Below are 21,100 nucleotides of genomic sequence, written 5' to 3' on the forward strand. Positions count from 1 at the left end.
CTGCACGAGTAGATCGCGCAGCGTCATATCAACTCGCTTAAGGTGATCGCCGAATGCCGGCAGGCTCGTTGACCGTTCCCGACGACTCCGTCGCGCCGGCGCGGCGGATCGATGACGTTCGCCAGGCGCTGGTCGCGCTGTGGCCGCACTTCCTCTGGGCCGGGCTGTTCTCCAGCGGCATCAACCTGCTCTATCTGAGCTCGCCGCTCTATCTGATGCAGGTCTACAACCGTGTCCTGCTCAACGAGAATGTTTCCACGCTCGTCCTCCTCACCCTGATTCTCGCGATTGCGCTGCTCACCATGGCGGCGCTGGACGCGGTGCGCTCCTGCATCCTGATCCGCTGCGGCATCCGCCTCGACATGGAGCTGTCGGCACGCGTGTTCGAGGCGCTGGTGGTGCACTCGGCGCAGCGCGGCGCCTCGCGCGGCGCGCAGCAATTGCGCAATCTCGATCAGTTCCGCACCTTCGTGACCGGTCCAGGCATATATTTCGCGTTCGACCTGCCGTGGATCCCGATCTATCTCATGCTGTTGTTCTTCATCCATCCGCTGCTCGGCATCGTCGCGACCATCGGCGCCGTGCTGCTGCTCGGGCTCGCCGGCCTCAACGAGGTGATGACCCGCGAGCCGATGAAGCAAGCGGAGGCCGCCGGCAACCAGTCCTACGTGTTCACCGAAAACATCCTGCGCCACGCCGACGTCATCCGCGCGATGGGCATGCAGCCGGCGGTGGAGCGCAACTGGCAGAGCCAGCGCTCGTCGATGCTGGTGCAGCAGGCGCAGGCCAGCGACAAGAACGCGGTGATGACCTCGTCCATCCGCTTCTTCCGCCTTTTGCTGCAATCGCTGATGCTCGGCACCGGCGCCTGGCTTGCGATCGACCACGCCATCACGCCGGCAACCATCTTCGCCGCCAGCATCGTGATGGGCCGCGCGCTGGTCCCGGTGGAACAGGCAGTCGGCACCTGGAAGCAATTCATCGGCGCGCGCGAGGCCTATGCGGAAGTCCGCGAGCTGCTCGCCGAGATCGACCTGACGCCGCCGCACACCATCGTGCCGCGCGCGCGCAATACGATCGAGGTGCGTGAATTGCGCTGCCTGCTGCCGGCGCGCAAGGAGCCCGTCATCAGGGACCTGACGTTCGAGCTTGGCGGCGGCCAGGCGCTCGGCATCGTCGGCCCGAGCGGCTCCGGCAAAAGCACGCTGGCCCGCCTTTTGGTCGGCGCCATCGCACCGGCCGACGGACGATTGCGCTTCGGCGGGCTCGACTATAGCCATTGGGATCCGCTCGAGTTCGGCCGCCATGTCGGCTACCTGCCGCAGGACGTCGGCCTGTTCGCCGGCACCGTGCGCGAGAACATCGCCCGCTTCGGCGACGCCTCGACGGAGGAGATCATCGACGCCGCCAAGCGCGCCGGCATTCACGAGATGGTGCTCGATCTGCCGAAGCAATACGACACACGGTTGGGTCCCGGCGGCGTCGGCCTGTCGGGCGGGCAGCGCCAGCGTCTGGCGCTGGCGCGTGCGCTGCTCGGACGTCCGCCGCTGCTCGTGCTCGACGAGCCCAACGCCAACCTCGATGCCCCCGGCGAAGAGGCGCTGAAGGTGGCGCTGCTGCAGGCCAAGAGCGAGGGCGCGACCGTCATCGTGATCACGCACCGGACCACCATCCTCGACATCGTCGACGTCATGATGGTGCTGCGGGGTGGCATGCTCGACATGCTCGGGCCTCCGGGTGAGGTCTATCACGCCTTGCAGCAGGCCGCGGCGGGGCGCGCGTCATGACCGCAATCGACAATGGCCTCAGCCCGATGCGCGACCGCGCGCGCTATGCGCTGCCCGGGCGGCCGGCGTTGCTCGGCGGTGGCGTGGTCGCGGCGTTCGCGGCCGCGATGACGATGTGGGGAACGCTCGCGCCGATTTCCGGCGCGGCCATCGCCAACGGCAACCTCCAGGTCGAAGGCCGCCGCCAGAGCGTGCAGCACCCCTATGGCGGCGTCGTGCGCCAGCTTATGGTGCGCGACGGCGCGCGCGTCGAAAAGGGTCAGCTCCTGATCCGGCTCGACGACAGCGACCCGCGCGCCAAGCTCGACGTGCTCACCGCCGATCGCGACGCTGCATTGGCCGCCCGTGCGCGGTTGATGGCGGAGCGTGACAAGAGCGATGCGCCGGATTTCGACGAAGGTCTCCGCGCGCGCAGCGAGCTATCAGCCGTGCGCCAGGCGATGGCCAACGAGACGGCGATGATGGCGGCGCGAAAACACCAGTTCGCGGCCGAGACGGCGGTGCTGCGCGGCAAGATCAAGGAACTGGAATCGCAGATCGCGGGCACGCAGGCGCAGCTTGCCGGCACCGAGAAGCAGCGCGAGCTGCTGACGGACGAGATGAACGGCGCGCAGCATCTGTTCGCGCAAGGGTATACGCCGAAGACCCGCATTCTCGCTTTGCAGCGCGAAGACGCCAGGCTGCAGGCCGATATCGGCGCGCAGCAGGCCAGCATCGCCGGCATGCAGCAGCAGATCGCGCAGAACGATCTCGAGATCGCCCGGGTGGAGCGCGCGCGGATGAGCGAGATCACGGACCAGTTGCGCGCGACCGAAAACAAGCTCGCCGAGCTGGCGCCCAGGATCGACGCCGCCACTGACGTGATGACCCGCACGCGGATTACCGCGCCGGCGACCGGCTCCGTGGTCGGCCTCGACGTCTTCACCGAGGGCGGCGTGATCCAGCCCGGCGCGCGGCTGATGGACATCGTGCCGACCGACAATCCGCTGATCGCCGCCGCGAAGCTAAAGCTGTCCGACATCAATGACGTCGCCGTCGGCCACCGCGCCGAAGTGCAGCTCATCGGCGTCAATTATATCGAGCGGCCCCGGCTCTATGGCACCGTGCACACGGTGTCCGCCGACCGCCTGACCGACGACAAGTCCGGACAGGGCTATTACGCCGTCGAGGTCGCGCTCGATCCGAACGACGTCAAGAAGTCGCGCATCGATCTGCAGGCCGGCATGCCGGCCGAGGTGATCGTGCCGACCCGGCCGCGCACCCTGTTCGAATATCTGCTCGGCCCGTTGCGCGACGAGATCACCCGTGCGTTCCGCGAACGCTGACGAGGAGATGGCCATGGCCGAATCCGAAAAGAACGCCCGCCGCTCCGACGAAGCCGAACGCAGCCGCCATATCTCGGCAAGCGAATCCGTCGCTTTCGCGACCATGCTGCTCGGCCTTCTCAACGACGCCGATGCAGTGCTGCATCGGCTGGAGCACGAGGGGGAGGCACGCGCGGCAGCGCCGGCGGCCGCGCACCCGGCAGCGACCGCTCCAGCGGCGCTGGCGCCGGCCGATCCCGGACCGGGACATAACGACCAGCATGCCGGCGCAGCGGAAACGCCGGCCACAGATCTTTCGCCGACGATCCACGCCGATGCGGCGGCGATCCCGGCGCAGGACGCGGGCGCGACCATCGACCACACGCCGGCGGGCGACGTGCTTGCCACGAACGTTCTTACATCGTCGCCTGCACTGTCGAGCTTCAGCACCTCCATCGATCACGCGCCATCAACAGCGGTAAGCACGGCCTCGCATGGCGGCAGCATCACGTCATCCTCGTTCGATCTCGGCGCATCCGTTCACACTCTCGCAGATACCGTCACCGGCATCGTCGACACCGCGCTCGCAACAGTATCGAGCACGATATCGAGCCTGAGCGCCACAGTCGGGCAACTGACGTCGACGCTAACGGATACCGTCAGTCACCTCGTCGACGGCCTTACCGGCACGGTAAGCGGCCTGATCCACGACACACCCGCCACCGGCCTGCTTGCGCCGCTGACGACGGACCTTTCAGGGCTGACATCCAGCGCCACCGATATTTCCGGCGCCACGCCGCATGACATACCGCTGCTCGACACCGCGGGCGCGATACCGACGTCGCTGTTGCATCCGATGCCGCTGCAGCTCGGCTTCCTCGGTCAGCCGACCATGGACGGCCACGAGCCGCATGACGGCGCATTCTCGGCGCTGGGCGTGCATCATTTCTGAAGAAGAAGTCGGCACTACGCTGGCAAGAGGGCTCGAGCTGGCGCGTCCAACGTGCCTCTGCCCACTGGGACGTGTTCAAGAAGCCAGCAGACTGGGTTGACTCCGCGAAACGCGTAAGTATATACTTACGCGTAAGTGATGACTTACGCAACGAATGGCTGGACGGCGCTGGGTGATCCGACCCGGCGGACGATCTTTGAGCGGCTGATCGAGCACCCCAGCGCGGTCAGCGAGCTGGCCCGCGCGCTGCCCGTCAGCCGGCCGGCGGTCTCGCAGCATCTGAAGGTGCTCAAGGACGCCGGTCTGGTTGTCGACAGACGAGCCGGCAAGCAGCGCATCTACGAGGTCGACCGCAATGGGCTGGCAGCGCTTCGGGCCGAACTCGACCGTTTCTGGACCAAGACGCTCGCGACCTACAAAACGGTCGTCGAGCAACCGAAAGAGGGAGATCCGATGAGTATCCAGGCAGCAGACACATCCGTGCGCACGTCGATCGTGGTCGAGGCTCCGATCGCGCGCGCATTCAAGGTCTTCACGGAGGACTTCGGCAGCTTCAAGCCTGCCGAGCACAACCTGCTCAACGTCGCGATCGCCGAGACCGTGTTCGAGCCGAAGGTCGGCGGCTTTCTCTACGACCGCGGGGTTGACGGCAGCGTATGCCGCTGGGCGCGGGTGCTGGCCTACGAGCCGCCCAGCCGGGTATTGCTGAGCTGGGACATCAGCCCGCGGTGGCAGATCGAGGGCGACCCGGAGAAAACCAGCGAGTGGGAAGTACGGTTCATCGCCGAAACCCCGCAACGCACGCGGGTCGAGATCGAGCACCGCAATCTCGACCGCCACGGCGAGGGCTGGCAGGGCGTCCGCGAGGGCGTGGCCGGAGATCGGGGTTGGCCGCTCTATTTGGAGCGCTACGCCAAGCTGTTTGCCGAGGAGAGCTGACGACTGCGTCAGCCCGGCTGGTCGAGGCGACGGCGTATCGCCTCGGCCACACACCGTCCTGGATCGGGCGCGAGGAGTCCGCGATACAAGCTTTTATGTATTTGAAATTACAATGCAATTCCTCGATGCCGCCGAAGCCTACAGGTACGGCTGCAATCGTAGACGACCTCGCCGTGGCGTTCGTTTGCACGAGCGCGTCGGAGATCAGGCTTCGGCAGTAGACGTTGAAATAGCGAGCGTGGCGCAAGCGCGGCCTTTTGACCTCAGCCAAGAGGCCAGGCCAGCCTATCGCAGGACCTTGGCCACCCAAGCCCCACGCACTTCTTGCATAGGGCCTTCACTGACATTGGCAATTAACGCAGCGCCGAACAGCAACACAGCGAAGCTCAGCCCAAGCAGCTCGCCCCAATTCCAACTCATCGTACTCCTCCCTTGTTCGGTCCGGTTTGATGCGCAAGCACGGACTTCGTGTTTGGACTACCGCCCCAGGTCGGGCGAAGGTGCCGCCCCACACAACAGCTCCGCGATTCAAGTTGGCATCTACTGAATCGTTCCGATCGCTGCTGGTCGGCCTTGATCCCAGGATCGAGGGATGGCGCGCCGGGCCACGTCTGGGCATCCGAGTACCGCCCCTTTCAGAAAGCGATCGCGCACCGCCCCGGCCGATAAAGATCGGCACCACTGCTTCGCCGTGGCGCGATGATGCTGCAGCGCGCCACGCGCTCCAACCGGCAAGTCTTGGACTGCCTCCGATTTTGCGCGACGCTTGCAGATAGTTTTCGGGCTGGCCACATCAAAAGGAGCGCAGGTTCACCGGTCCCGTCATGGCTAACCCGGCAGATACCGCTGACGTCATTGTCCGGCCGCCGATCGCGTGGGCGCTCGCGGTGCTGGCCGGGCTCGCGCTCAACTGGCTCATGCCCTGGCCGTTCGTGCCGGCCGCGGTATCTGCAGGCCGGCTCGGCGCAATGGTGTTCGTCCTTGCGCTGGCGCTGGTCGCGTGGGCGATCTCTACCATGACCCGGGCCGGTTCGAACGTGCCCACCAACCTGCCGACCAAGACCATCGTGGAGACGGGCCCCTACCGCTTCACGCGCAACCCCATCTATCTCGGCATGGTGCTGGGGCTCATCGGCTTGGCTGTTGCCTTCAACGGCCTCTGGCTGCTGATGACGCTGGTGCCCTTCGCACTTGTCATCCGCTACGGTGTGATCACCCGCGAGGAAGCCTATCTCGAGCGCAAGTTCGGGGACGTCTATCGCCGCTACCGCGCGCGGGTACGACGCTGGCTGTAGGGCTTGTCGGACAAATATGGGCTGCGGAGCCCGTATTTTGCGGTTCCCGCTACGCACAACGGCATGGCACGGGTCCCCGGAAGGCGTATAATCCTGTGGTCCTTCGCGCATGATCAACATGACATGGAGGTAGCCATGAAATATGTGCTGCTTGGTAATCTGAGCCCGGAGTGGGCAAGCAAGCAATCGGATCGGACCAGCAAGGCCAAGGCAAAACTCGACAAGCTGGGCATCAAGATCGAGTCGATCCACTACACGCAGGGCTATTACGATTTCGTCGACATCGTCGATGCCCCGAATGAGGCGGCGATGCTCGCGTTCTCCGTCTGGTACGCAACCCAGGGCCTGGGGCGGATCCAGAGTATGCCGGCCTTCGACGCAAAGACCTTCGAAACCGCCATCAAGGATGCGGCGAGCTAGGCGCGGGTGCTGGCTCACAGCATTTGCTGCCAGCCACCTGTGCCACTTCGCTTGCGCGAGGTGCGGCATTCTTCTCAGGCGCAGTAGCACGGAGCGGCACCGGCGAAGATCGTGGGGAAGAATGAAGAAGCTGGAGAGGCTCCTCATATCGGCGATCTGTTGGATGTGGGGCGCTGGTGCTGCACACGCATGTCAATGCGATCCCATCTCTCCCGAAGCCGGCTTCGACCGCGCCCAGTACGTGTTCACCGGCAAGGTCGCCCGAGCAGAAAACCATGCCTGGCTCATTGAGGTCGAGCGCGTGTGGAAGGGCCATGAAAGGCTCACTCGCACTGTCAAGCTGATGGACGTCTACGCAACGCTGGACTGCGAGTTCTTTTTTCAACCTGGACAGCGCTATGTTTTTTTCGCGATCCTGGCGAAGGGCGGTCGAGAAGTCTTTTATCACCCGCAAGCGTGCAACTGGACGAGGCCGTTGCAGTCGACGCGCGTTCCCGCCGAGGGGAATGAGTCGCTATGGCTTGAGGACTTCATCACGCGGGAGTTTGGCCCGGGAGAACAACCCCGCGCCGAGCGCCCCTGAAAGTGCATGCCGTCGAAGAATGGCGCGCCAGCGTGGATTACGACTGCGATCTTCGGGAGGCGCCATATGGAGAATAGCGTAAAGGAGTTGTTTGAGCGCTACGAGAAGCTGTTCCGAATGGCGCTCACGGATGAAGTGGACATGGACAAGGTGGCATCTTCATACGCCGCTGCGTTTGTCGCGGCGTCTCCGGCTGGCGTCAGTGTCGGCCAGAATGACGAGCACCTGAAGCAAGTGATGCAGCAGGGATTCGAAAACTATCGCCGAATCGGTACGAAGGACATGCGACTTCGTAATGTCCGCATCGCACCTATCGATGAGCACCACTGCCTGGCGCACGTCGCTTGGACCGCCATCTACGACCGAGGCAGCGAGCCGGATATTTCCATTGATTTTGAGGTCCATTACCTGGTGCAGCAGCTTGAAGACGCGCCAAAGATCTTTGGATGGGTATCGGGGGATGAGCAAGCCGTTCTGAAGCAACACGGGATTATCTGATTCCCACTTCCTGCATTTGCAGCCCCCGGGGCAGAGAGTGCTTGAGCCGGAGGTTCTATGAGCGAGGCCGGACAGAAGCGTGTCCTGGTTATCGGAGGCACGCGCGGTGTCGGACTCCAGATCGCGCGGTTGCTGCATCAACGACGCTACAGGGTCCGCGTACTGGCGCGCGATCCTGCTAAAGCTTCAACCCAGCTGGGCTCGGCGTTTGAGGTGGTCGCTGGAGATCTCACGAAAGCGGACACACTTCGTCCCGCGGTACAAGGTGTGGGCCACATAATCTTCACCGCCGGCGCACCGAGCGGGCGGTATGCTTCAGAAGCGCTGGTCAAGGCGACAGACTACGACGGCGTCATCGATACCCTTGCAGCCGCGCAAAGCGCTGGGTTCCAGGGCCGCTTTGTCTATCTTAACACAATCGGGATCAAGACGCCCTCGTATGCGGCCCTTCTCATTAACTTGCTAAAGAGGAATACGCTCCTGTGGCGTCGGCGCGTCGAAGACAGAATCCGCGGCAGCGGACTGGACTACACAATCATCCGCGTCGGCTTCCTTCTCGATCGGCGTGGCGGCATGCATGCAGTCAGTGTCAGCCAAGGTGCCCTGCCGCTAGTGCTCAGCCATCGCATTGCCCGCGCAGATGCCGCCGAAGCGTTCGTCGAGGCGATGGAACATCCTCGCGTCTCAAGGGCAACCTTTGAAATCGTGTGGGGCAGTGGCCCCAGACAGCAGACCTGGAACCAGCTCTTAGAGCGGCTCAAGCCAGACTGCCACGAAGCTGCATCACAACAATGAGGAGCGGTCGCGATGATGATGCGTCCACAACCGCGGCTACCGGGCCATCGATATCGAAGGACTGTTCCTTGCGACCGCTTTGGGAACAGCGCCGTGGTAAGCCTCCCCAAAGCTGCATTGCCAGCCGAAAAGCAATGTACTGATGAGAACTCCGAAGGCCGCCGAACACTGCCCGCGCCACGGCACCCCATTCCTTCCGGCGTAACTCGCGCAGCCGATCGGAGGAAATCGCAGCTTCGGCGGAGAGTGGCGCGCCACGGCCGATGAAGGGTGGGCACTACTGCTTCGCGGTAGCACTATGATGAAATGCGATGGAACGCGCGAGCGCAGCCCAGAGCCAGACAGTATCCGAGCTTGCTGCACGCTTCGGCTTCGCCCGAGGCACTCTGCGGGCTTGTGATTTGCGAGCCCCGCCCCCTGCCTTTCGGCCTGTAACGCGTTACATTGTCACGCGTTACAGAGGAGAAGTCCGGATGGCAGCGCCTGCCGAGAGGATGAAGATGATGCGACAGCGGCGGCGCGCCAGGGGCCTGCGCGAGTTGCGTCTCGTTGTCGCCGACGCCCGCTCGCGGGCGGTGCGTCGACGGGTGGCGAAGCAGGTCGCCGGCCTTGACCCAGATCGCGAGCGCGACGCGCTGCAATGGATCGAATCTGTCTCCGAATTCGACGCAGATGCGACGCGGTGAACTGGTGACGGTCGCCGCGGCTGGTGATTATGGCAAGCCCCGTTCGGCAGTCATCGTGCAGACTGACGCTTTTCCGGAGAGCCATGCTTCAGTGGTGATCTGCCAGTTGACGCCCGATCTGGCGGACGCTCCGGATTTTCGCGTCACAATCGAGCCAAGCCCTGAAAATGGATTGCGGCTCAAATCGCAGATAATGGCCGACAAGCCGGTCACCATCAGACGCGAACGGATCGGGCAGAAGATCGGGCGTCTCAACAACCAGGACATGGCGCGGCTCGGAATTGCTTTGGCGTTTGTCTTGGGGCTCGCGGACTAGCGATGCTTTTGGTCCGGGCGACGGACAGCAAGACTCGAGCGCGGCTGCCGGCGGCTCAATGCGGTATTTTCCGACGCCCTACAACGATATCGCACAAAATCGTAAATGGCGCGCCACGGCCGATGAAGATGGGCACTATTGCTTCGCCGTGGCGCTATGATGTGGTGGCTGGGCACACGGTCCGGTCACCAACGCAGCGCTCGCCTTCGTTGACGCGTGAACAGCGGGCGGAACTGAAGTCGCTGGCGGCGCTCCGCGATGATGCCATCGATACCTCGGACGCGCCGGAAATCCTCGATTGGTCCGACGCCAAGCGCGGCCTCTTCTATCGGCCCGTCAAGCAGCGACTGCCCCTTCGGCTCGATGCCGATGTCGTGGCTTGGTTCAAGAGCCGCATGACGTCCAATGAGGGGTATCAAACACGCATCAATCGAGCGCTGCGTGAGTACGTGCAGGGGCAGGCAAGCGAACTCGGCGATCCAGGACCTAACCTCGCGAAACGCGCCATTTCTGCACACTCGCGATGCGGAGACGATTCGGCGGTGTTCGTAGGTCGATGGCGGCGAAATCGCACTGCATCGCGCAAAATCGCATAGTGGCGCGCCATTCAGAATAGAACAACGAACTCGTATACTATTGAAATATCTTTATAATTTTCAGCTGCGATTTCCCCGCTTGGCGGATCGACCTATGCGGACTGGCCTGTCCAGCTAAGACAACCCTCAGGAAGGCTGCAGGCAAATCGTCAACTTTGGTGGCACCACCTTGGCCCGGTGCTACCGTGTCGCCAGCAATTCATGAGATGTTAGACGGCGCCATGTAGCCGTGGAAGCGCACACCTCAAGAATCGGAAGCTGGCGCTCCGCCGGCTTTAAGCCGCTCCAGCAATCCTGGCACTTCAGCCGGTGGCACCGGTCTACTGAGCAGGTATCCCTGAACTTCGATACAGCCCTCCCGGCTCAGGCAACGCATTTGCTCTTCCGTCTCGACTCCCTCTGCGGTTGTCGTCATGCCGAAGCTCACACCGAGCCCAGCGATCGCCCGAACGATGGCTAGGCTTCCCTCGTCGACGAGCACGTCCCGGACGAAGGATTGATCGATCTTGATCTTGTCGAAAGGGAAACTGCGCAGATAACCGATGCTGGAATAGCCCGTGCCAAAATCATCCATCGAGATCCGCACGCCCAGCGAGCGCAGATGGTTCAAGATCCCGATGTTTCTGTCGGATTTCTCGAGCAAGACCGATTCCGTGATCTCCAGTTCGAGGCGGCTCGCCGGCAGTCCCGATGAAGCCAGCGCGCTCATGACCGTGGAAACAAGGTTTCCCTTGGCGAACTGCAAGGGAGACAGATTGACCGAGAGGTTGATTTCGTCCGGCCAGCGGATCGCCTCCATGCATGCTTGTCTCAAGGCCCACTCGCCCAGCGGCAGGATCAGGCCGATCTCCTCAGCGACCGGAATGAATTCCGACGGCGCCACCGGGCCCCGCTCGGGGTGATGCCAGCGCATCAAGGCTTCAAAGACGGTGACTTTCCTGGTCTGCAAGTTGACCAGCGGTTGATAGAACAGACTGAAGTCGCCTTGGGCGAGCGCGGTGCGCATATCCCGCTCCAGCGACCGCCGGGTCTGGACGGCGGCATCCATCTGCGGGTCGAACATGCGAAAAGTGCCGCGGCCGCCGGACTTCGCGCTGTACATCGCGAGATCTGCACATTTGAGGGCGGTTTCCGCGTTCATTTCGCCCGGCTGCAGAATCGCGATTCCGACGCTCGCGCCCACAGTCACATCGTGCCCTTCGATGGTCTGCGGATGTGCCGCAACCTCGATGATCCGTTCCGCAAGCGTGATCGACGACGATGGTTGGGCACTTGATACCTGCAGGATCGCGAACTCGTCGCCGCCAAGTCGCGCAATGCGGTCCGTCGGCGGCAGCAGGTCGCGAAGCTTGGCGGCAAGGGACTTCAGAAGCAAATCGCCAACCGAGTGGCCGCCGGTGTCGTTGACCGCCTTGAACCCATCGAGGTCCACGAACAGAACGGCAAGCGGATGCGGTGTCACCGATTCGTCTGTAAGCGCCTCCTCGAGCTGTTCCTTGAACAGCAGCCGATTGCCGAGCCCGGTCAGCGAATCATGATAAGCGAGGTACTGGGATTGCGCCTGCAGTTCCTCGCGATCTGCGATCTCTTCCTTGAGCCTTTGATTGGCGTCGGCGAGGCGCTTTGTGCGCTCTTCCACGCGCGCCTCCAATGCCTCGTTCGTCCGGCGAAGCTGGTCATTCGCAACCTCCACCTGCTGCTCCGCGCGTCTGCGGCTGATCTGCGTATTCACCCGCGCCAATGCGACCGCAAAATCCACCGGCTTCGTGACGTAGTCATTGGCGCCGCACTCGAGGGCATCGACGATGTTGGCGCTTTCCGACTTGGCGGTAACCATGATGACGGGAAGTGCGGACGACGATTTTCGACCGCGAATCCGTTTCAGGGTTTCTATTCCGTCAATTCCAGGCATCATGACATCGAGAAGGACGAGGTCGAACGCCTCCTTCTCGATGAGTTCAATGGCGGCCAGCCCGGATTCCGCCTCCGTGACGGCAAAGCCGCGCCGTTCGAAGCGCCGCGAAAGGATCGCGCGATTGTCGCCGATGTCGTCGACGATCAGCAAGTGTGGACGCACCTCAGCATTACTGTCGGTGGTGCTCGACTCCTGTGACGCAAAGTCCTCGAGACGCGTCACATTCGTGTTCTGGATGGACATCGTTACACCGCCGATGGACTGACAGCCGCAAACGCGGGCATGATGGATGGTTCGTCGGCCGGCCGCTGCTCGGTCATCCAGGCCAGCACGCGTATCGTGAAGCAGGATCCCCGCCCCGGCTCGCTGGTTGCCGAGATGCCTCCGCCCATCAAGGCACAGAGCTTCTGGCTCAGCGCAAGACCGAGGCCCGTTCCGCCATACTTGCTAGATGTCGCCTGGTTGGCCTGACCAAAATTCTGGAAGAGTCGTCCGATTTCGGACTCGCTGATGCCTATTCCGGTATCCTGCACCTGGATCTCGATCCAGTCGCCCGCCTGATGCTTGCGGCGCTGCGCGGACAGGATGATCGTGCCCCCTTCCGTGAACTTCGCCGCATTGCTCAACAGATTGAGCGCAGCTTGCCGCAGCTTCGTCTGGTCCGTGGACACGATGCCCAGGTTGGAGGGGCACCTGACGACGAGCTTGTTCTTCTTTTCGGCCACCGCCGGCTCAATCGTGGCGACAACCTCGTGAACCATGTCATTCAGATCAAACTGTTCGATCTTCAGCTCGACATGGTTGGACTCGATCTTGGACAGATCGAGGACGTCAGTCACCAGCGACAACAGATGCTTTCCTGCCGAGTTGATCCGTTCGAGATCCGGCTTCCTTCGGCTGTTCTTGCCCTCGAATTCCACACCCTCGAGCAAGATCTCGCTGAAGCCGATCACCGCGTTCAGCGGCGTCCGAAGCTCGTGGCTCATCTTGGCCAGGAAGATCGACTTCGCGCGGTTCGCCTCATCGGCCATGTCCTTGGCTTCGCGCAGGCGCACCGCCGTCTCCCGATGCCTTTCGGCCTCGCGCTCGAGCTCGGACCCGACGGTGATCATGTTGGCGTAATAAATTGCCATCCACGACATGTAGATCGTGGCGGACAGGATCGAGATCCACCCGACCATCGAAAGCTGCTCGTGCGACAGAAGCGTCGGAAAGCCCCACAGCAGGTAGGCGAAAACGAAGCCAAGAATGTTGAAGGTGAACAGGCCAACGATGAGGATCGGCCGTTCCGAAATATAGAAGAAGCCGAGCAGCAGGCTGACGAGCAACCACGGGAGAAATGGCGAACTGACTCCGCCGTAAAAATAGGCGCCGAACAGCGAGGTGAAAGCAAGCAGCTCGACGGAAATCAGCGCCGAGAGCTGCAGATTGCCGCTCGCCCTGTAGACGAACGGGAGAGTCCAGAACAGCCAGATACAGACGATTACGGTCCAGCAGGCAGCGCCCCGGTGCGGGTCGCTGAGATAGAGAAAGATACCGATGGGCTGCGAAAGCAGCGGTCCGAACAGATGAGTGAATATGAAATTCTGCGCGAGTCCCCGCTCCGAGCGCTCGAGCTTTGACCGTGTCGGAATAAACCAATCGATAAGCCTAACGACTTCTTGCAAAAAGGGCATGTCGCCACCCGTCAATTCAAATTGGGCGCAGGCTAGTCCCCGGCCCTTTAAAATTTGGTTTAGTCAGGAAGTCTGGCCGATTAACGGGGTTTTAATTGAGCTCTGAAAAGGTTAGCTCCCGGAAATTGCATATTTTCTGCTTGCACGAGCGCAAGCACGACGGACCGGAATACCGAAAAACCAACGCGCAGAAGCTGGCTCAGTTTCATGAAAGAAAAATTTGCAAGGGCGATTGCTGCCCTCGATAAGCTGGTCAACTACTTCATTCCGCCCAGCATCGCCGCCGATCGCGATACGCGAAACCGTGCTCACGTGTTTCTCGTCAGTCACATCCTGGGTCCCTTCATCGGAAACGTCGTTCCGATTTCGATCTATCTGCTTGACCCCGCGCCCGGATATGACGTGGCAGTGCTCGCGGCGTCGATCACGTTGTTCTGGGTATTTCCGTTCATCCTGCGCGCCGGTGCGACCTACGACACGCTCGCGCTGGTCTCGATCGAAAACCTGATCTTCTGTATCCTCTGGAGCTGCTTCTTCTATGGCGGCGTGACGTCCCCCACGCTCGCCTGGGTGCTCGTCATACCGTTGCTCGCTTTCTTCTATCTGGGCTCCTCGAGCAAGCTTCGACTGATCGTCATGATCATGTTCGCAGTCAATGTCGCGATCTTCAGCTTTTTCTATTTCCATGCATTCGAAATCAACAGCAAGCTGCCGGTTGCTGCGATGCAGGGGCTCGGGCTCGTCTCGACGACGGCAGCGTCGATCTATGTGGCGATGATGGCGCTCTACTACGCGAAGATCCAAGCATCGCAGAGCGAGCTTGAAAGCGAGATGCGCCAGCACATGGCAACGGCGTCGGCGCTGCGCGCGGCTACCGAAGAAGCCGAGCGCGCGGGAGCTGCGAAATCGGAATTTCTGGCCAAGATGAGTCACGAGTTGCGCACGCCGCTCAACGCAGTGATCGGCTACAGCCAAATGCTGCTCGAAGACGCCGAACTCGACGGCGACCGCGAGGGTATTGCCGACCTGACCAAGATCCACATGGCTGGGCAACACCTCCTGAAGCTCGTCAACGAGGTGCTCGATCTTTCGAAGATCGAAGCCGGCAAGATGGAGCTGCACCTGGAAGAGACGGATTTCTGCGCCTTGCTCCACGAGATCGCTGAGAAGGCGATGACCTCGGTCGAAGCAAGCGGGAACGGGTTCGCCTGCTCGATCTCCCCCGATCTCGGGATCGGGCTCTGCGACGCCGGCAAGTTTCGCAACATCGTCGGACAGTTGACCGATAACGCCGCGAAATTCACCCACAACGGGAAGGTGGTGATTGCCGCACGACGCCTGAAGAGCGCGGCGGGAGATCAACTCGTCGTTGACGTTGTGGACACGGGAATCGGCATCGCGCAGGATCAAATGGCGAAACTGTTCGAGAAATTCACCGTCGCCGACGACTCCAGCACCAGCAAGTATGGCGGTACGGGGCTTGGGCTGGCGCTCAGCCAAAGGCTCTGCAAGTTGATGGGCGGCGAAGTCACCGTGGAAAGTGAGCCCGGGAAAGGCAGCCGCTTCACGGTCAGCATACCGCTCGTCGAAGGCCGGCGAAAGACCGACCGTTACGCCACGGCGACGCTCGTCCCCGACCTCTCCGACACGGCTCTGCCTGCGTCAGCCGGGATTGCCCATGCATAGGATCCTGCTGGTCGAAGACAACGAGATGAACCGGGACATGCTCACGCGCCGTCTCGAGCGCAACGGCTTCTCTGTCTGCTGTGCCTGTGACGGTCCAACGGGCGTGGACATGGCAGCGAGCGAATTGCCCGATCTGATCCTGATGGATGTGGCGCTCGGCGAAATGGACGGTTGGGAAGCAACACAGCGGATCAAGGCCAATCCGGCGACATCCTCCATTCCGATCATTGCGCTGACCGCCCATGCGCTCGCCAGCGATCGCGACAAGAGCGTCGAAGTTGGCTGCTCCGATTTTGATACGAAGCCCGTCGACCTGCAGCGGCTGCTTGGCAAGATGCGGTCGCATCTGCCGTCGGTCGCTCGTGAGAGTCCGGCCGCCTAGGCCCGCGCTAAAAAGCATTCTGCCGAGCGGCTTACATTGCCCACAAAAAAAGGCGGGCTTTCGGCCTGCCTTTCTTTATGCGTCGAACTTCAGCGCGGTCAGTATTTCGCAACCACGGGGCCGCCAAACCTGTAGTTCACGCGGGCCGTGACGAGATCAACATCTTGACGGGTGGCAACCGTGCCGGCGTAAGCGCCAGCCGGGCTGGTAAAGTCAAACGTACGGTCCTGCATGAACAGATGATCGTACTCCACAGCGACGGACCAGTTCGAGGCGAAGCCGAATTCGAGGCCGACGCCTACAGTAGCTCCCCATCGCGTGTCGTTCGCAGCGCCGAGAACGATGCCGGTCGCGTTGTCGGTGTACCGAAACCGGCTATCGGTGACGGCGCCGCCGCCCTTGACATAGAACAGCGTATTTTGGACGGCCCAGCCGATCTGGCCGGTGAACAGGCCGAACGCTTCGATCCGTGACCGGTTGGTCGTGGTCGGGAACGGCGGGCTGATCTTGCTGCCGTTGAGGTCAGCCCAGTTACCCTGCGCTTCCAGACCAAAGACGGCGGCGCCTGCCAGCCAGCGATAACCGATCTGGCCGCCGGCTACCGCGCCTGTCGCATCGTGGCAGCCTTCGGGGCCGAGCAGCGCAGGGGGCACCGGCGTGGGCGGAACAAGATCCCAGCAGTTGCGACTAGAGCCCCAGCCGCCGTTCGCGCCGATATAAAAGCCGGCCCATGAGAATTCCGGGACAGGCGGGATGGGCTGGGCCGCCTTCACAGGCAGTCGCAAATCCGCAGCGAATGCGGGCGCGGAAAGCGCACAGACAACCATCGCTGCCGCCGCGACCCGGCTTGAAATTTTGTGGAATGGCTGGCCTTTCAGGACGCCGATCATGAATTCCTCGCTTGCTCCGGATGGCCTTGAAACGTGAAGACACATTGCGCCATCTATGGTTAACGCCGCCTTTACGCGCGCGGGCGCCCAAGACCCCCGCGGCCCTTTCTGGCGTCCGGCATGACTTTCTGTGCAGCTCTTAAGGTACAGAAAACCAAACACAAATTTCGCCGGAAAAGGCCAAAAAACTTCCCAATATCCAACCAGGAATTAATCTCGTCCCGGGCATCCTGCACGCTCAATAGAATAACCAAAAAATACGAGTTCGGGATGGCTTCAAACGATTCATACACCGGTATTGCGCCGGCCGCCTTGACGGGCAGCATGAGGGACTTCCGCGTCCCCGGTGGGGCAGACCTTTTGGGACGCACCGAAGGTTTCTTCCGCTGGCAGGATCTGCGCCGGCATCACGGCCTCTGGCCCTTCTCTCGTGCCACGGAGGACGGTCCCAAGACCGTTTGCTCAGCTCAGGACGACCGGGGCAACAGGATGCTCGGCGTCAACTTTGCTTCGCAGGACTATCTCAGCCTGGCATCGCATCCGGCCATCAAGGCAACGGCCATCGAGACGATCGAGCGCTGCGGGGTACATAGCGCAGGTTCTCCGGCGCTCGTCGGCAACACGTCGTACTCGGTTGCACTCGAACGCAAGATCGCCGAGTTTCTTGCGATGGACCATGTGGTGCTGTACCCGACGGGTTGGGCCGCGGGCTTCGGCGTCGTGAAGGGTCTCGTCAGGTCGGCCGACCATATCGTGATGGACATGCTGGCACACTCCTGCCTGCAGGAAGGCGCTCACGCCGCAACCCAAAACCTTCATCTGTTCCGGCATCTGGACAACGATTATTGCCGGAATATCCTCGCCAAAATCCGAGCCAAGGACAATGAGAACGGAATCCTCGTGATCACCGAGGGGTTGTTCTCGATGGATTCGGACACGCCCGATCTTGCTGCGCTGCAGGCGCTTTGCCACGAATTCAATGCGACGCTCGTCGTCGACGTCGCACATGATCTTGGTTGTCTCGGCGAGGACGGCCGCGGCCACATCGGCCTGCAGAACATGCTCGGCAAGGTCGACCTTGTGATGGGGAGCTTTTCCAAGACTTTTGCGTCAAACGGCGGGTTTGTCGCCTGCAAGAGCCGAGCGGTGCAGGAATATCTGCGCTTTTACAGCGCGCCTGCCACTTTCTCCAATGCCCTCTCGCCGGCGCAGGCGGCGACGGTCCTCAAAGCGTTCGAGATCATCGGGTCCGCCGAGGGGGATGCGCTACGGCGCAAGATGCTAGCCAACGTCCTGTCGTTGCGACGCGAGTTGAAGCAGGCGGGCCTCGACTATTACGGCGACCCGTCAGCAATCGTTTGCGTAAAAATGGGCTCGGAAGGCCTTGCACGTCTCGTTTCCAGACGCCTGATCGAACTCGGATTGGTCGCCAACCTCGTAGAGTTTCCCGCCGTTCCCAAGGGTGCAGCCCGAATTCGCATGCAGGTGATGGCCAATCACTCCGAGGAAAACATCGCCGACGCTGCGCGAATGCTGACCATTGCAAAGACGGAAGCGGAACTGGAATTCGACGAGCTGCGGCGGATCAAACACGCAAAGAGCGTCGCAGCTTGACACCGCGACTCCCAGTCAGGTCGGTCGTCAGGAGCAGATCCGACAGGTTCGCGCGATGCAGAATAGGCGCTCGTACCCCGACTCGGACCTGCAGCACCATCCCTCTTCCGTCGGGTACTCGGTGAAAGCTGACATGTTTGCCGCTCTTCGCCCGCGCGAGGGACGGTCGAATGGCCGCTAATTCGCACCCACGGCGGTCAGGGCTTCCTTGTTCGTGGTTTTGTATCAAATGGCAATTTGGCGCGCCCGAAGAGATTCGAACTCCTGACCCCCAGATTCGTAGTTCAAAAATATCCCTTCGCTGCACTTTTCAAGTGTACGCCGCAGTACGACGATAGTGCAAGTAACCCTTTATTTTAGGGCCTTTCTCGCATATCTTCGCACTCCGTCGCGCCCAAACCTCCGGACCCCCCGCTTCGCCAAAACCGTTTGAAAACCGTTTTAGCCCCTGGATCACCCCATGGCTGATGTCCGGATTCTGCTCACTGACAAGGCAATCGCTCGACTGCCCGCTCCGAAAGAGGGCTGGTACCTGGCCAGAGATACCGAGCTGAAGGGCTTCTTCGTTGTCGTCGGAAAGCGGAAGAGGACGTTTACGGTCCAGGGCGACCTGCGGCAGGGAGGCAAGCGCGCTTCGTCGATCCGGGTGGCGATAGGCGACGCTAGCGAAATATCGACGCGCACGGCACGCGCTACCGCCAAGGACTATTTGGCTCAAATCAGCCGAGGACAGCACCCGAAAGCCAACAAGCTCGACTCGGCAACGGGTGAGCCAACAACCACTGAGGGAAATGCTACGGCTCCGTCGGGAGGGATCACCCTCCGGCAGGCCTGGTGGCGATACCGGGACGCCCACATGATCCGGAAGGGCCGCAGCGAACGCACCATCGAAAGCTATAGGGATCACGTTGAACGCATATTCGTGGAATGGCTCGATTCGCCGCTGCAGGAGCTTGGTTTGGATCCAGCCAAAGTGGTGACGAAGCACGACGACATTACGAAGGAGAACGGGCCCTATATCGCTAACGGCAGCATGCGGACCTTGCGCGCCATCTACAATCACGCTCGCAAATCCAACAAGTCATTGCCCGCCGACAATCCCGTCAATGCGATTGATTGGAACGGGGAGAAGCGCCGCGACACGGGGATGGGGACAGGCGACCTGAAAGGATGGTTTGCCGAATTGGCGGCTCTCGACAATCCGATTCGTCGTGAGTTCCACCTGTTCACGTTGCTCTCCGGGTGTCGGCCTACCGCTCTGCAGGAGATCCAACCCAGCCACGTCAATTTTGGACGGCGCATGGTGCATATCCCCAAGCCCAAAGGTGGCGCCAAGCGGGCTTTCGATATCCCGCTCTCACGCGAAATGGTCCTGTGCCTGGTTCGGGCAATGCGTTTCGGGCGGCAGATGTACCCGTCGCAGGCTGCAGAATGGATATTCCCCGCCGACAGCGCATCAGGGCACCTCGTCGAGCAAAAGGAGGATCGAGGCACGCTCTCGAAGTGGGGCAACGATCTTCGCCAGAGCTTCCGAACTATTGCGACCGCGGCCGGCGTGTCGGAGTTCGATGCAAAGCTGCTGATGAACCATGCTATTCCCGGCGTGAATGCTGGCTACATCACCCGGCACAAACTCCTCGAAGATCATCTGCGCGGCCAACAGCAAGCAATCAGTGGGGCTGTATTTGCGGCTCTGGGAGAAACGCTTGTCCGACAGACCGCAGTTCGTAATTGGCTTGGTCACAGAGCCTCACGCCGAGCTCTTAAGATCAAAGCCAACACGCGCGTGATGACTGATAGGGCATTCGGCCGCAAGGCCGCCTGAAGTTAGCGGTCGGAGCGAGCTCCAAGCCAGGCAATCGGAAATAGGTTCAAAGCAAGGGAGTTTCAGAAATCGACGCCAAACTCCTGATGAACTATGCCATCGCCGGCGTGAACGCGGGCCAAATCACGCGACACAAGCTTCTCGAGGACCATCTACCGAACCAGCAGCAAGCAATAAGCCGTGCAAGTATTTGCACGCTGGGCGCATCAACTACCAAGATCATGCGTTGCAGGATTGGCTGCGAACTGCCGACTTCCGGTCTACCCCGGTGAACGGACATTCTCATGACAGGCGGGCATGTCTCAAAAGTGCCAGCATGCGACATTGGAATTGGAAGGAGCCATCAACTAAGGGGCGCCCTATTCGTCTCTATACCAAGCTCCGAGCAGAAACCTGCGCCTCGGTTTGGAGCCCTGCTTTTGGACATCGGTCAGATCGACGGCGTATCGTTTCATCAAAAGCTTGATGGCCACCGCAATGATCAAGAAAGGCGTAACGTAGATCGCGAATCAAGGGCCTTCATTGCAGCTCCTCCGCGATTTCAGCTAGGACGGTACCACATTTTAGGGTGCAGTGGGTTTAGCACGGCCCTGATGCCGAGTTCCGAAGGGTCAATAGCCGACGTGATAAAGAGGACACCAAAAGAGGCGGTCTATCGCAGGGCGACGGTGATCGCTACGGCGAGGACGATCAGCCAAGAAAGCGCGCCTATCCATCCGGCCGAATCTGCGTCGCACAGCAATGCGCCGTTGGGTAAGCGTTTGAAGCCCAACCAGTTGAAGCCGACTTCGTCTGAAGAAAGAACGTCAACTTTGACTTTCTGAAAGGTTAAGGTTGGAAGCAATAGACGCGCTGTCGTGTACCCTACGACGTCAAGAATGAAATCTAAGAAAATCACCTACGCCTCCAGCCAAACCGCAACCGCATATTGGGTGACCGAT

General features: G+C 61.3%; 19 protein-coding genes and 2 pseudogenes. 17 read left to right on the forward strand and 4 right to left on the reverse strand.

Translation table 11 applies throughout. From position 1 onward, the window contains the following. Positions 1-53: 53 nt before the first annotated feature. The 13 genes and pseudogenes from V1279_RS31395 (at position 54) to V1279_RS31455 (ending at position 10,171) form a co-directional block, all read left to right on the forward strand. Positions 54-1,787 carry a type I secretion system permease/ATPase gene (locus V1279_RS31395; RefSeq protein ID WP_334444092.1) on the forward strand — a complete coding sequence of 578 codons (1,734 nt, stop codon included), beginning with the start codon at positions 54-56 and terminating at the stop codon, positions 1,785-1,787. Next, the gene (locus V1279_RS31400) at positions 1,784-3,112 is read left to right on the forward strand and encodes an HlyD family type I secretion periplasmic adaptor subunit (RefSeq protein WP_334444094.1); all 1,329 of its coding nucleotides are present in this window, start codon (positions 1,784-1,786) and stop codon (positions 3,110-3,112) included. The genes V1279_RS31395 and V1279_RS31400 overlap by 4 nt, the downstream gene beginning before the upstream one ends. A gap of 13 nt (positions 3,113-3,125) precedes the next feature. Then, positions 3,126-4,043, forward strand: coding sequence for a hypothetical protein (locus V1279_RS31405; protein WP_334444098.1), 918 nt, complete (start codon positions 3,126-3,128; stop codon positions 4,041-4,043). 138 nt (positions 4,044-4,181) lie between these two features. Beyond that, positions 4,182-4,475 (forward strand): annotated as a pseudogene (locus tag V1279_RS31410) (ArsR/SmtB family transcription factor); the annotation flags it as partial. 84 nt (positions 4,476-4,559) lie between these two features. Next, positions 4,560-4,982 (forward strand): annotated as a pseudogene (locus tag V1279_RS31415) (SRPBCC family protein); the annotation flags it as partial. Positions 4,983-5,806: 824 nt separating this feature from the next. Next, positions 5,807-6,277: a methyltransferase family protein gene (locus V1279_RS31420; protein ID WP_334444100.1), complete on the forward strand. Its 471-nt coding sequence runs from the start codon at positions 5,807-5,809 to the stop codon at positions 6,275-6,277. A gap of 135 nt (positions 6,278-6,412) precedes the next feature. Continuing rightward, positions 6,413-6,697: a GYD domain-containing protein gene (locus V1279_RS31425; protein ID WP_108512575.1), complete on the forward strand. Its 285-nt coding sequence runs from the start codon at positions 6,413-6,415 to the stop codon at positions 6,695-6,697. A gap of 121 nt (positions 6,698-6,818) precedes the next feature. Beyond that, the gene (locus tag V1279_RS31430; RefSeq protein WP_334444105.1) at positions 6,819-7,280 is read left to right on the forward strand and encodes a hypothetical protein; all 462 of its coding nucleotides are present in this window, start codon (positions 6,819-6,821) and stop codon (positions 7,278-7,280) included. Positions 7,281-7,346: 66 nt separating this feature from the next. Then, positions 7,347-7,778, forward strand: coding sequence for a nuclear transport factor 2 family protein (locus tag V1279_RS31435; protein ID WP_334444108.1), 432 nt, complete (start codon positions 7,347-7,349; stop codon positions 7,776-7,778). Between the two features lie 57 nt (positions 7,779-7,835). Further along, positions 7,836-8,573 carry an SDR family oxidoreductase gene (locus tag V1279_RS31440; RefSeq protein ID WP_334444111.1) on the forward strand — a complete coding sequence of 246 codons (738 nt, stop codon included), beginning with the start codon at positions 7,836-7,838 and terminating at the stop codon, positions 8,571-8,573. Between the two features lie 473 nt (positions 8,574-9,046). Further along, positions 9,047-9,259 (forward strand): antitoxin MazE-like protein, encoded by a 213-nt coding sequence (locus V1279_RS31445; protein ID WP_334444114.1) that lies wholly within the window; start codon positions 9,047-9,049, stop codon positions 9,257-9,259. Beyond that, positions 9,246-9,575, forward strand: coding sequence for a type II toxin-antitoxin system PemK/MazF family toxin (locus V1279_RS31450; RefSeq protein ID WP_334444117.1), 330 nt, complete (start codon positions 9,246-9,248; stop codon positions 9,573-9,575). The genes V1279_RS31445 and V1279_RS31450 overlap by 14 nt, the downstream gene beginning before the upstream one ends. Before the next feature lie 122 nt (positions 9,576-9,697). Then, the gene (locus V1279_RS31455) at positions 9,698-10,171 is read left to right on the forward strand and encodes a BrnA antitoxin family protein (RefSeq protein WP_334444120.1); all 474 of its coding nucleotides are present in this window, start codon (positions 9,698-9,700) and stop codon (positions 10,169-10,171) included. Positions 10,172-10,415: 244 nt separating this feature from the next. Here the strand turns inward: V1279_RS31455 and V1279_RS31460 are convergent, their stop codons facing one another. After that, positions 10,416-12,329, reverse strand: coding sequence for a putative bifunctional diguanylate cyclase/phosphodiesterase (locus V1279_RS31460; RefSeq protein ID WP_334444123.1), 1,914 nt, complete (start codon positions 12,327-12,329; stop codon positions 10,416-10,418). A gap of 2 nt (positions 12,330-12,331) precedes the next feature. After that, positions 12,332-13,762, reverse strand: a complete 1,431-nt coding sequence (locus V1279_RS31465) for a sensor histidine kinase (protein WP_334444126.1) — start codon at positions 13,760-13,762, stop codon at positions 12,332-12,334. A gap of 207 nt (positions 13,763-13,969) precedes the next feature. Between V1279_RS31465 and V1279_RS31470 the strand changes: the two genes are divergently transcribed. Both V1279_RS31470 and V1279_RS31475 read left to right on the forward strand, forming a co-directional pair. Continuing rightward, complete coding sequence (locus V1279_RS31470) at positions 13,970-15,448, forward strand: sensor histidine kinase (protein WP_334444127.1); 1,479 nt, start codon at positions 13,970-13,972, stop codon at positions 15,446-15,448. Beyond that, the gene (locus V1279_RS31475; RefSeq protein ID WP_334444129.1) at positions 15,441-15,830 is read left to right on the forward strand and encodes a response regulator; all 390 of its coding nucleotides are present in this window, start codon (positions 15,441-15,443) and stop codon (positions 15,828-15,830) included. Before V1279_RS31470 ends, V1279_RS31475 begins: the two co-directional genes overlap by 8 nt. A gap of 98 nt (positions 15,831-15,928) precedes the next feature. On the opposite strand, the gene V1279_RS31480 is transcribed toward V1279_RS31475, so the two are convergent. Next, entirely contained in the window at positions 15,929-16,720 is a 792-nt protein-coding gene (locus tag V1279_RS31480) for an outer membrane protein (RefSeq protein WP_334444131.1), read from the reverse strand. Between the two features lie 270 nt (positions 16,721-16,990). On the opposite strand from V1279_RS31480, the gene V1279_RS31485 reads away from it, so the two are divergent. Then, positions 16,991-18,334, forward strand: coding sequence for an aminotransferase class I/II-fold pyridoxal phosphate-dependent enzyme (locus V1279_RS31485; protein ID WP_334444134.1), 1,344 nt, complete (start codon positions 16,991-16,993; stop codon positions 18,332-18,334). A gap of 460 nt (positions 18,335-18,794) precedes the next feature. Next, positions 18,795-20,159 carry an integrase family protein gene (locus V1279_RS31490; RefSeq protein ID WP_334444136.1) on the forward strand — a complete coding sequence of 455 codons (1,365 nt, stop codon included), beginning with the start codon at positions 18,795-18,797 and terminating at the stop codon, positions 20,157-20,159. 652 nt (positions 20,160-20,811) lie between these two features. Here the strand turns inward: V1279_RS31490 and V1279_RS31495 are convergent. Next, positions 20,812-21,057 (reverse strand): hypothetical protein, encoded by a 246-nt coding sequence (locus tag V1279_RS31495; RefSeq protein WP_334444138.1) that lies wholly within the window; start codon positions 21,055-21,057, stop codon positions 20,812-20,814. Positions 21,058-21,100 lie beyond the last annotated feature (43 nt).

The organism is Bradyrhizobium sp. AZCC 1610, assembly GCF_036924515.1.
Lineage (GTDB): Bacteria > Pseudomonadota > Alphaproteobacteria > Rhizobiales > Xanthobacteraceae > Bradyrhizobium.

Bases quoted from the DNA above. Each gene is read 5' to 3' on its own strand.
- V1279_RS31395 (WP_334444092.1), top strand. From the start codon at position 54: ATGCCGGCAGGCTCGTTGACCGTTCCCGACGACTCCGTCGCGCCGGCG.
- V1279_RS31400 (WP_334444094.1), top strand. From the start codon at position 1,784: ATGACCGCAATCGACAATGGCCTCAGCCCGATGCGCGACCGCGCGCGC.
- V1279_RS31405 (WP_334444098.1), top strand. From the start codon at position 3,126: ATGGCCGAATCCGAAAAGAACGCCCGCCGCTCCGACGAAGCCGAACGC.
- V1279_RS31420 (WP_334444100.1), top strand. From the start codon at position 5,807: ATGGCTAACCCGGCAGATACCGCTGACGTCATTGTCCGGCCGCCGATC.
- V1279_RS31425 (WP_108512575.1), top strand. From the start codon at position 6,413: ATGAAATATGTGCTGCTTGGTAATCTGAGCCCGGAGTGGGCAAGCAAG.
- V1279_RS31430 (WP_334444105.1), top strand. From the start codon at position 6,819: ATGAAGAAGCTGGAGAGGCTCCTCATATCGGCGATCTGTTGGATGTGG.
- V1279_RS31435 (WP_334444108.1), top strand. From the start codon at position 7,347: ATGGAGAATAGCGTAAAGGAGTTGTTTGAGCGCTACGAGAAGCTGTTC.
- V1279_RS31440 (WP_334444111.1), top strand. From the start codon at position 7,836: ATGAGCGAGGCCGGACAGAAGCGTGTCCTGGTTATCGGAGGCACGCGC.
- V1279_RS31445 (WP_334444114.1), top strand. From the start codon at position 9,047: ATGGCAGCGCCTGCCGAGAGGATGAAGATGATGCGACAGCGGCGGCGC.
- V1279_RS31450 (WP_334444117.1), top strand. From the start codon at position 9,246: ATGCGACGCGGTGAACTGGTGACGGTCGCCGCGGCTGGTGATTATGGC.
- V1279_RS31455 (WP_334444120.1), top strand. From the start codon at position 9,698: ATGAAGATGGGCACTATTGCTTCGCCGTGGCGCTATGATGTGGTGGCT.
- V1279_RS31460 (WP_334444123.1), bottom strand. From the start codon at position 12,329: ATGTCCATCCAGAACACGAATGTGACGCGTCTCGAGGACTTTGCGTCA.
- V1279_RS31465 (WP_334444126.1), bottom strand. From the start codon at position 13,762: ATGCCCTTTTTGCAAGAAGTCGTTAGGCTTATCGATTGGTTTATTCCG.
- V1279_RS31470 (WP_334444127.1), top strand. From the start codon at position 13,970: ATGAAAGAAAAATTTGCAAGGGCGATTGCTGCCCTCGATAAGCTGGTC.
- V1279_RS31475 (WP_334444129.1), top strand. From the start codon at position 15,441: ATGCATAGGATCCTGCTGGTCGAAGACAACGAGATGAACCGGGACATG.
- V1279_RS31480 (WP_334444131.1), bottom strand. From the start codon at position 16,720: ATGATCGGCGTCCTGAAAGGCCAGCCATTCCACAAAATTTCAAGCCGG.
- V1279_RS31485 (WP_334444134.1), top strand. From the start codon at position 16,991: ATGGCTTCAAACGATTCATACACCGGTATTGCGCCGGCCGCCTTGACG.
- V1279_RS31490 (WP_334444136.1), top strand. From the start codon at position 18,795: ATGGCTGATGTCCGGATTCTGCTCACTGACAAGGCAATCGCTCGACTG.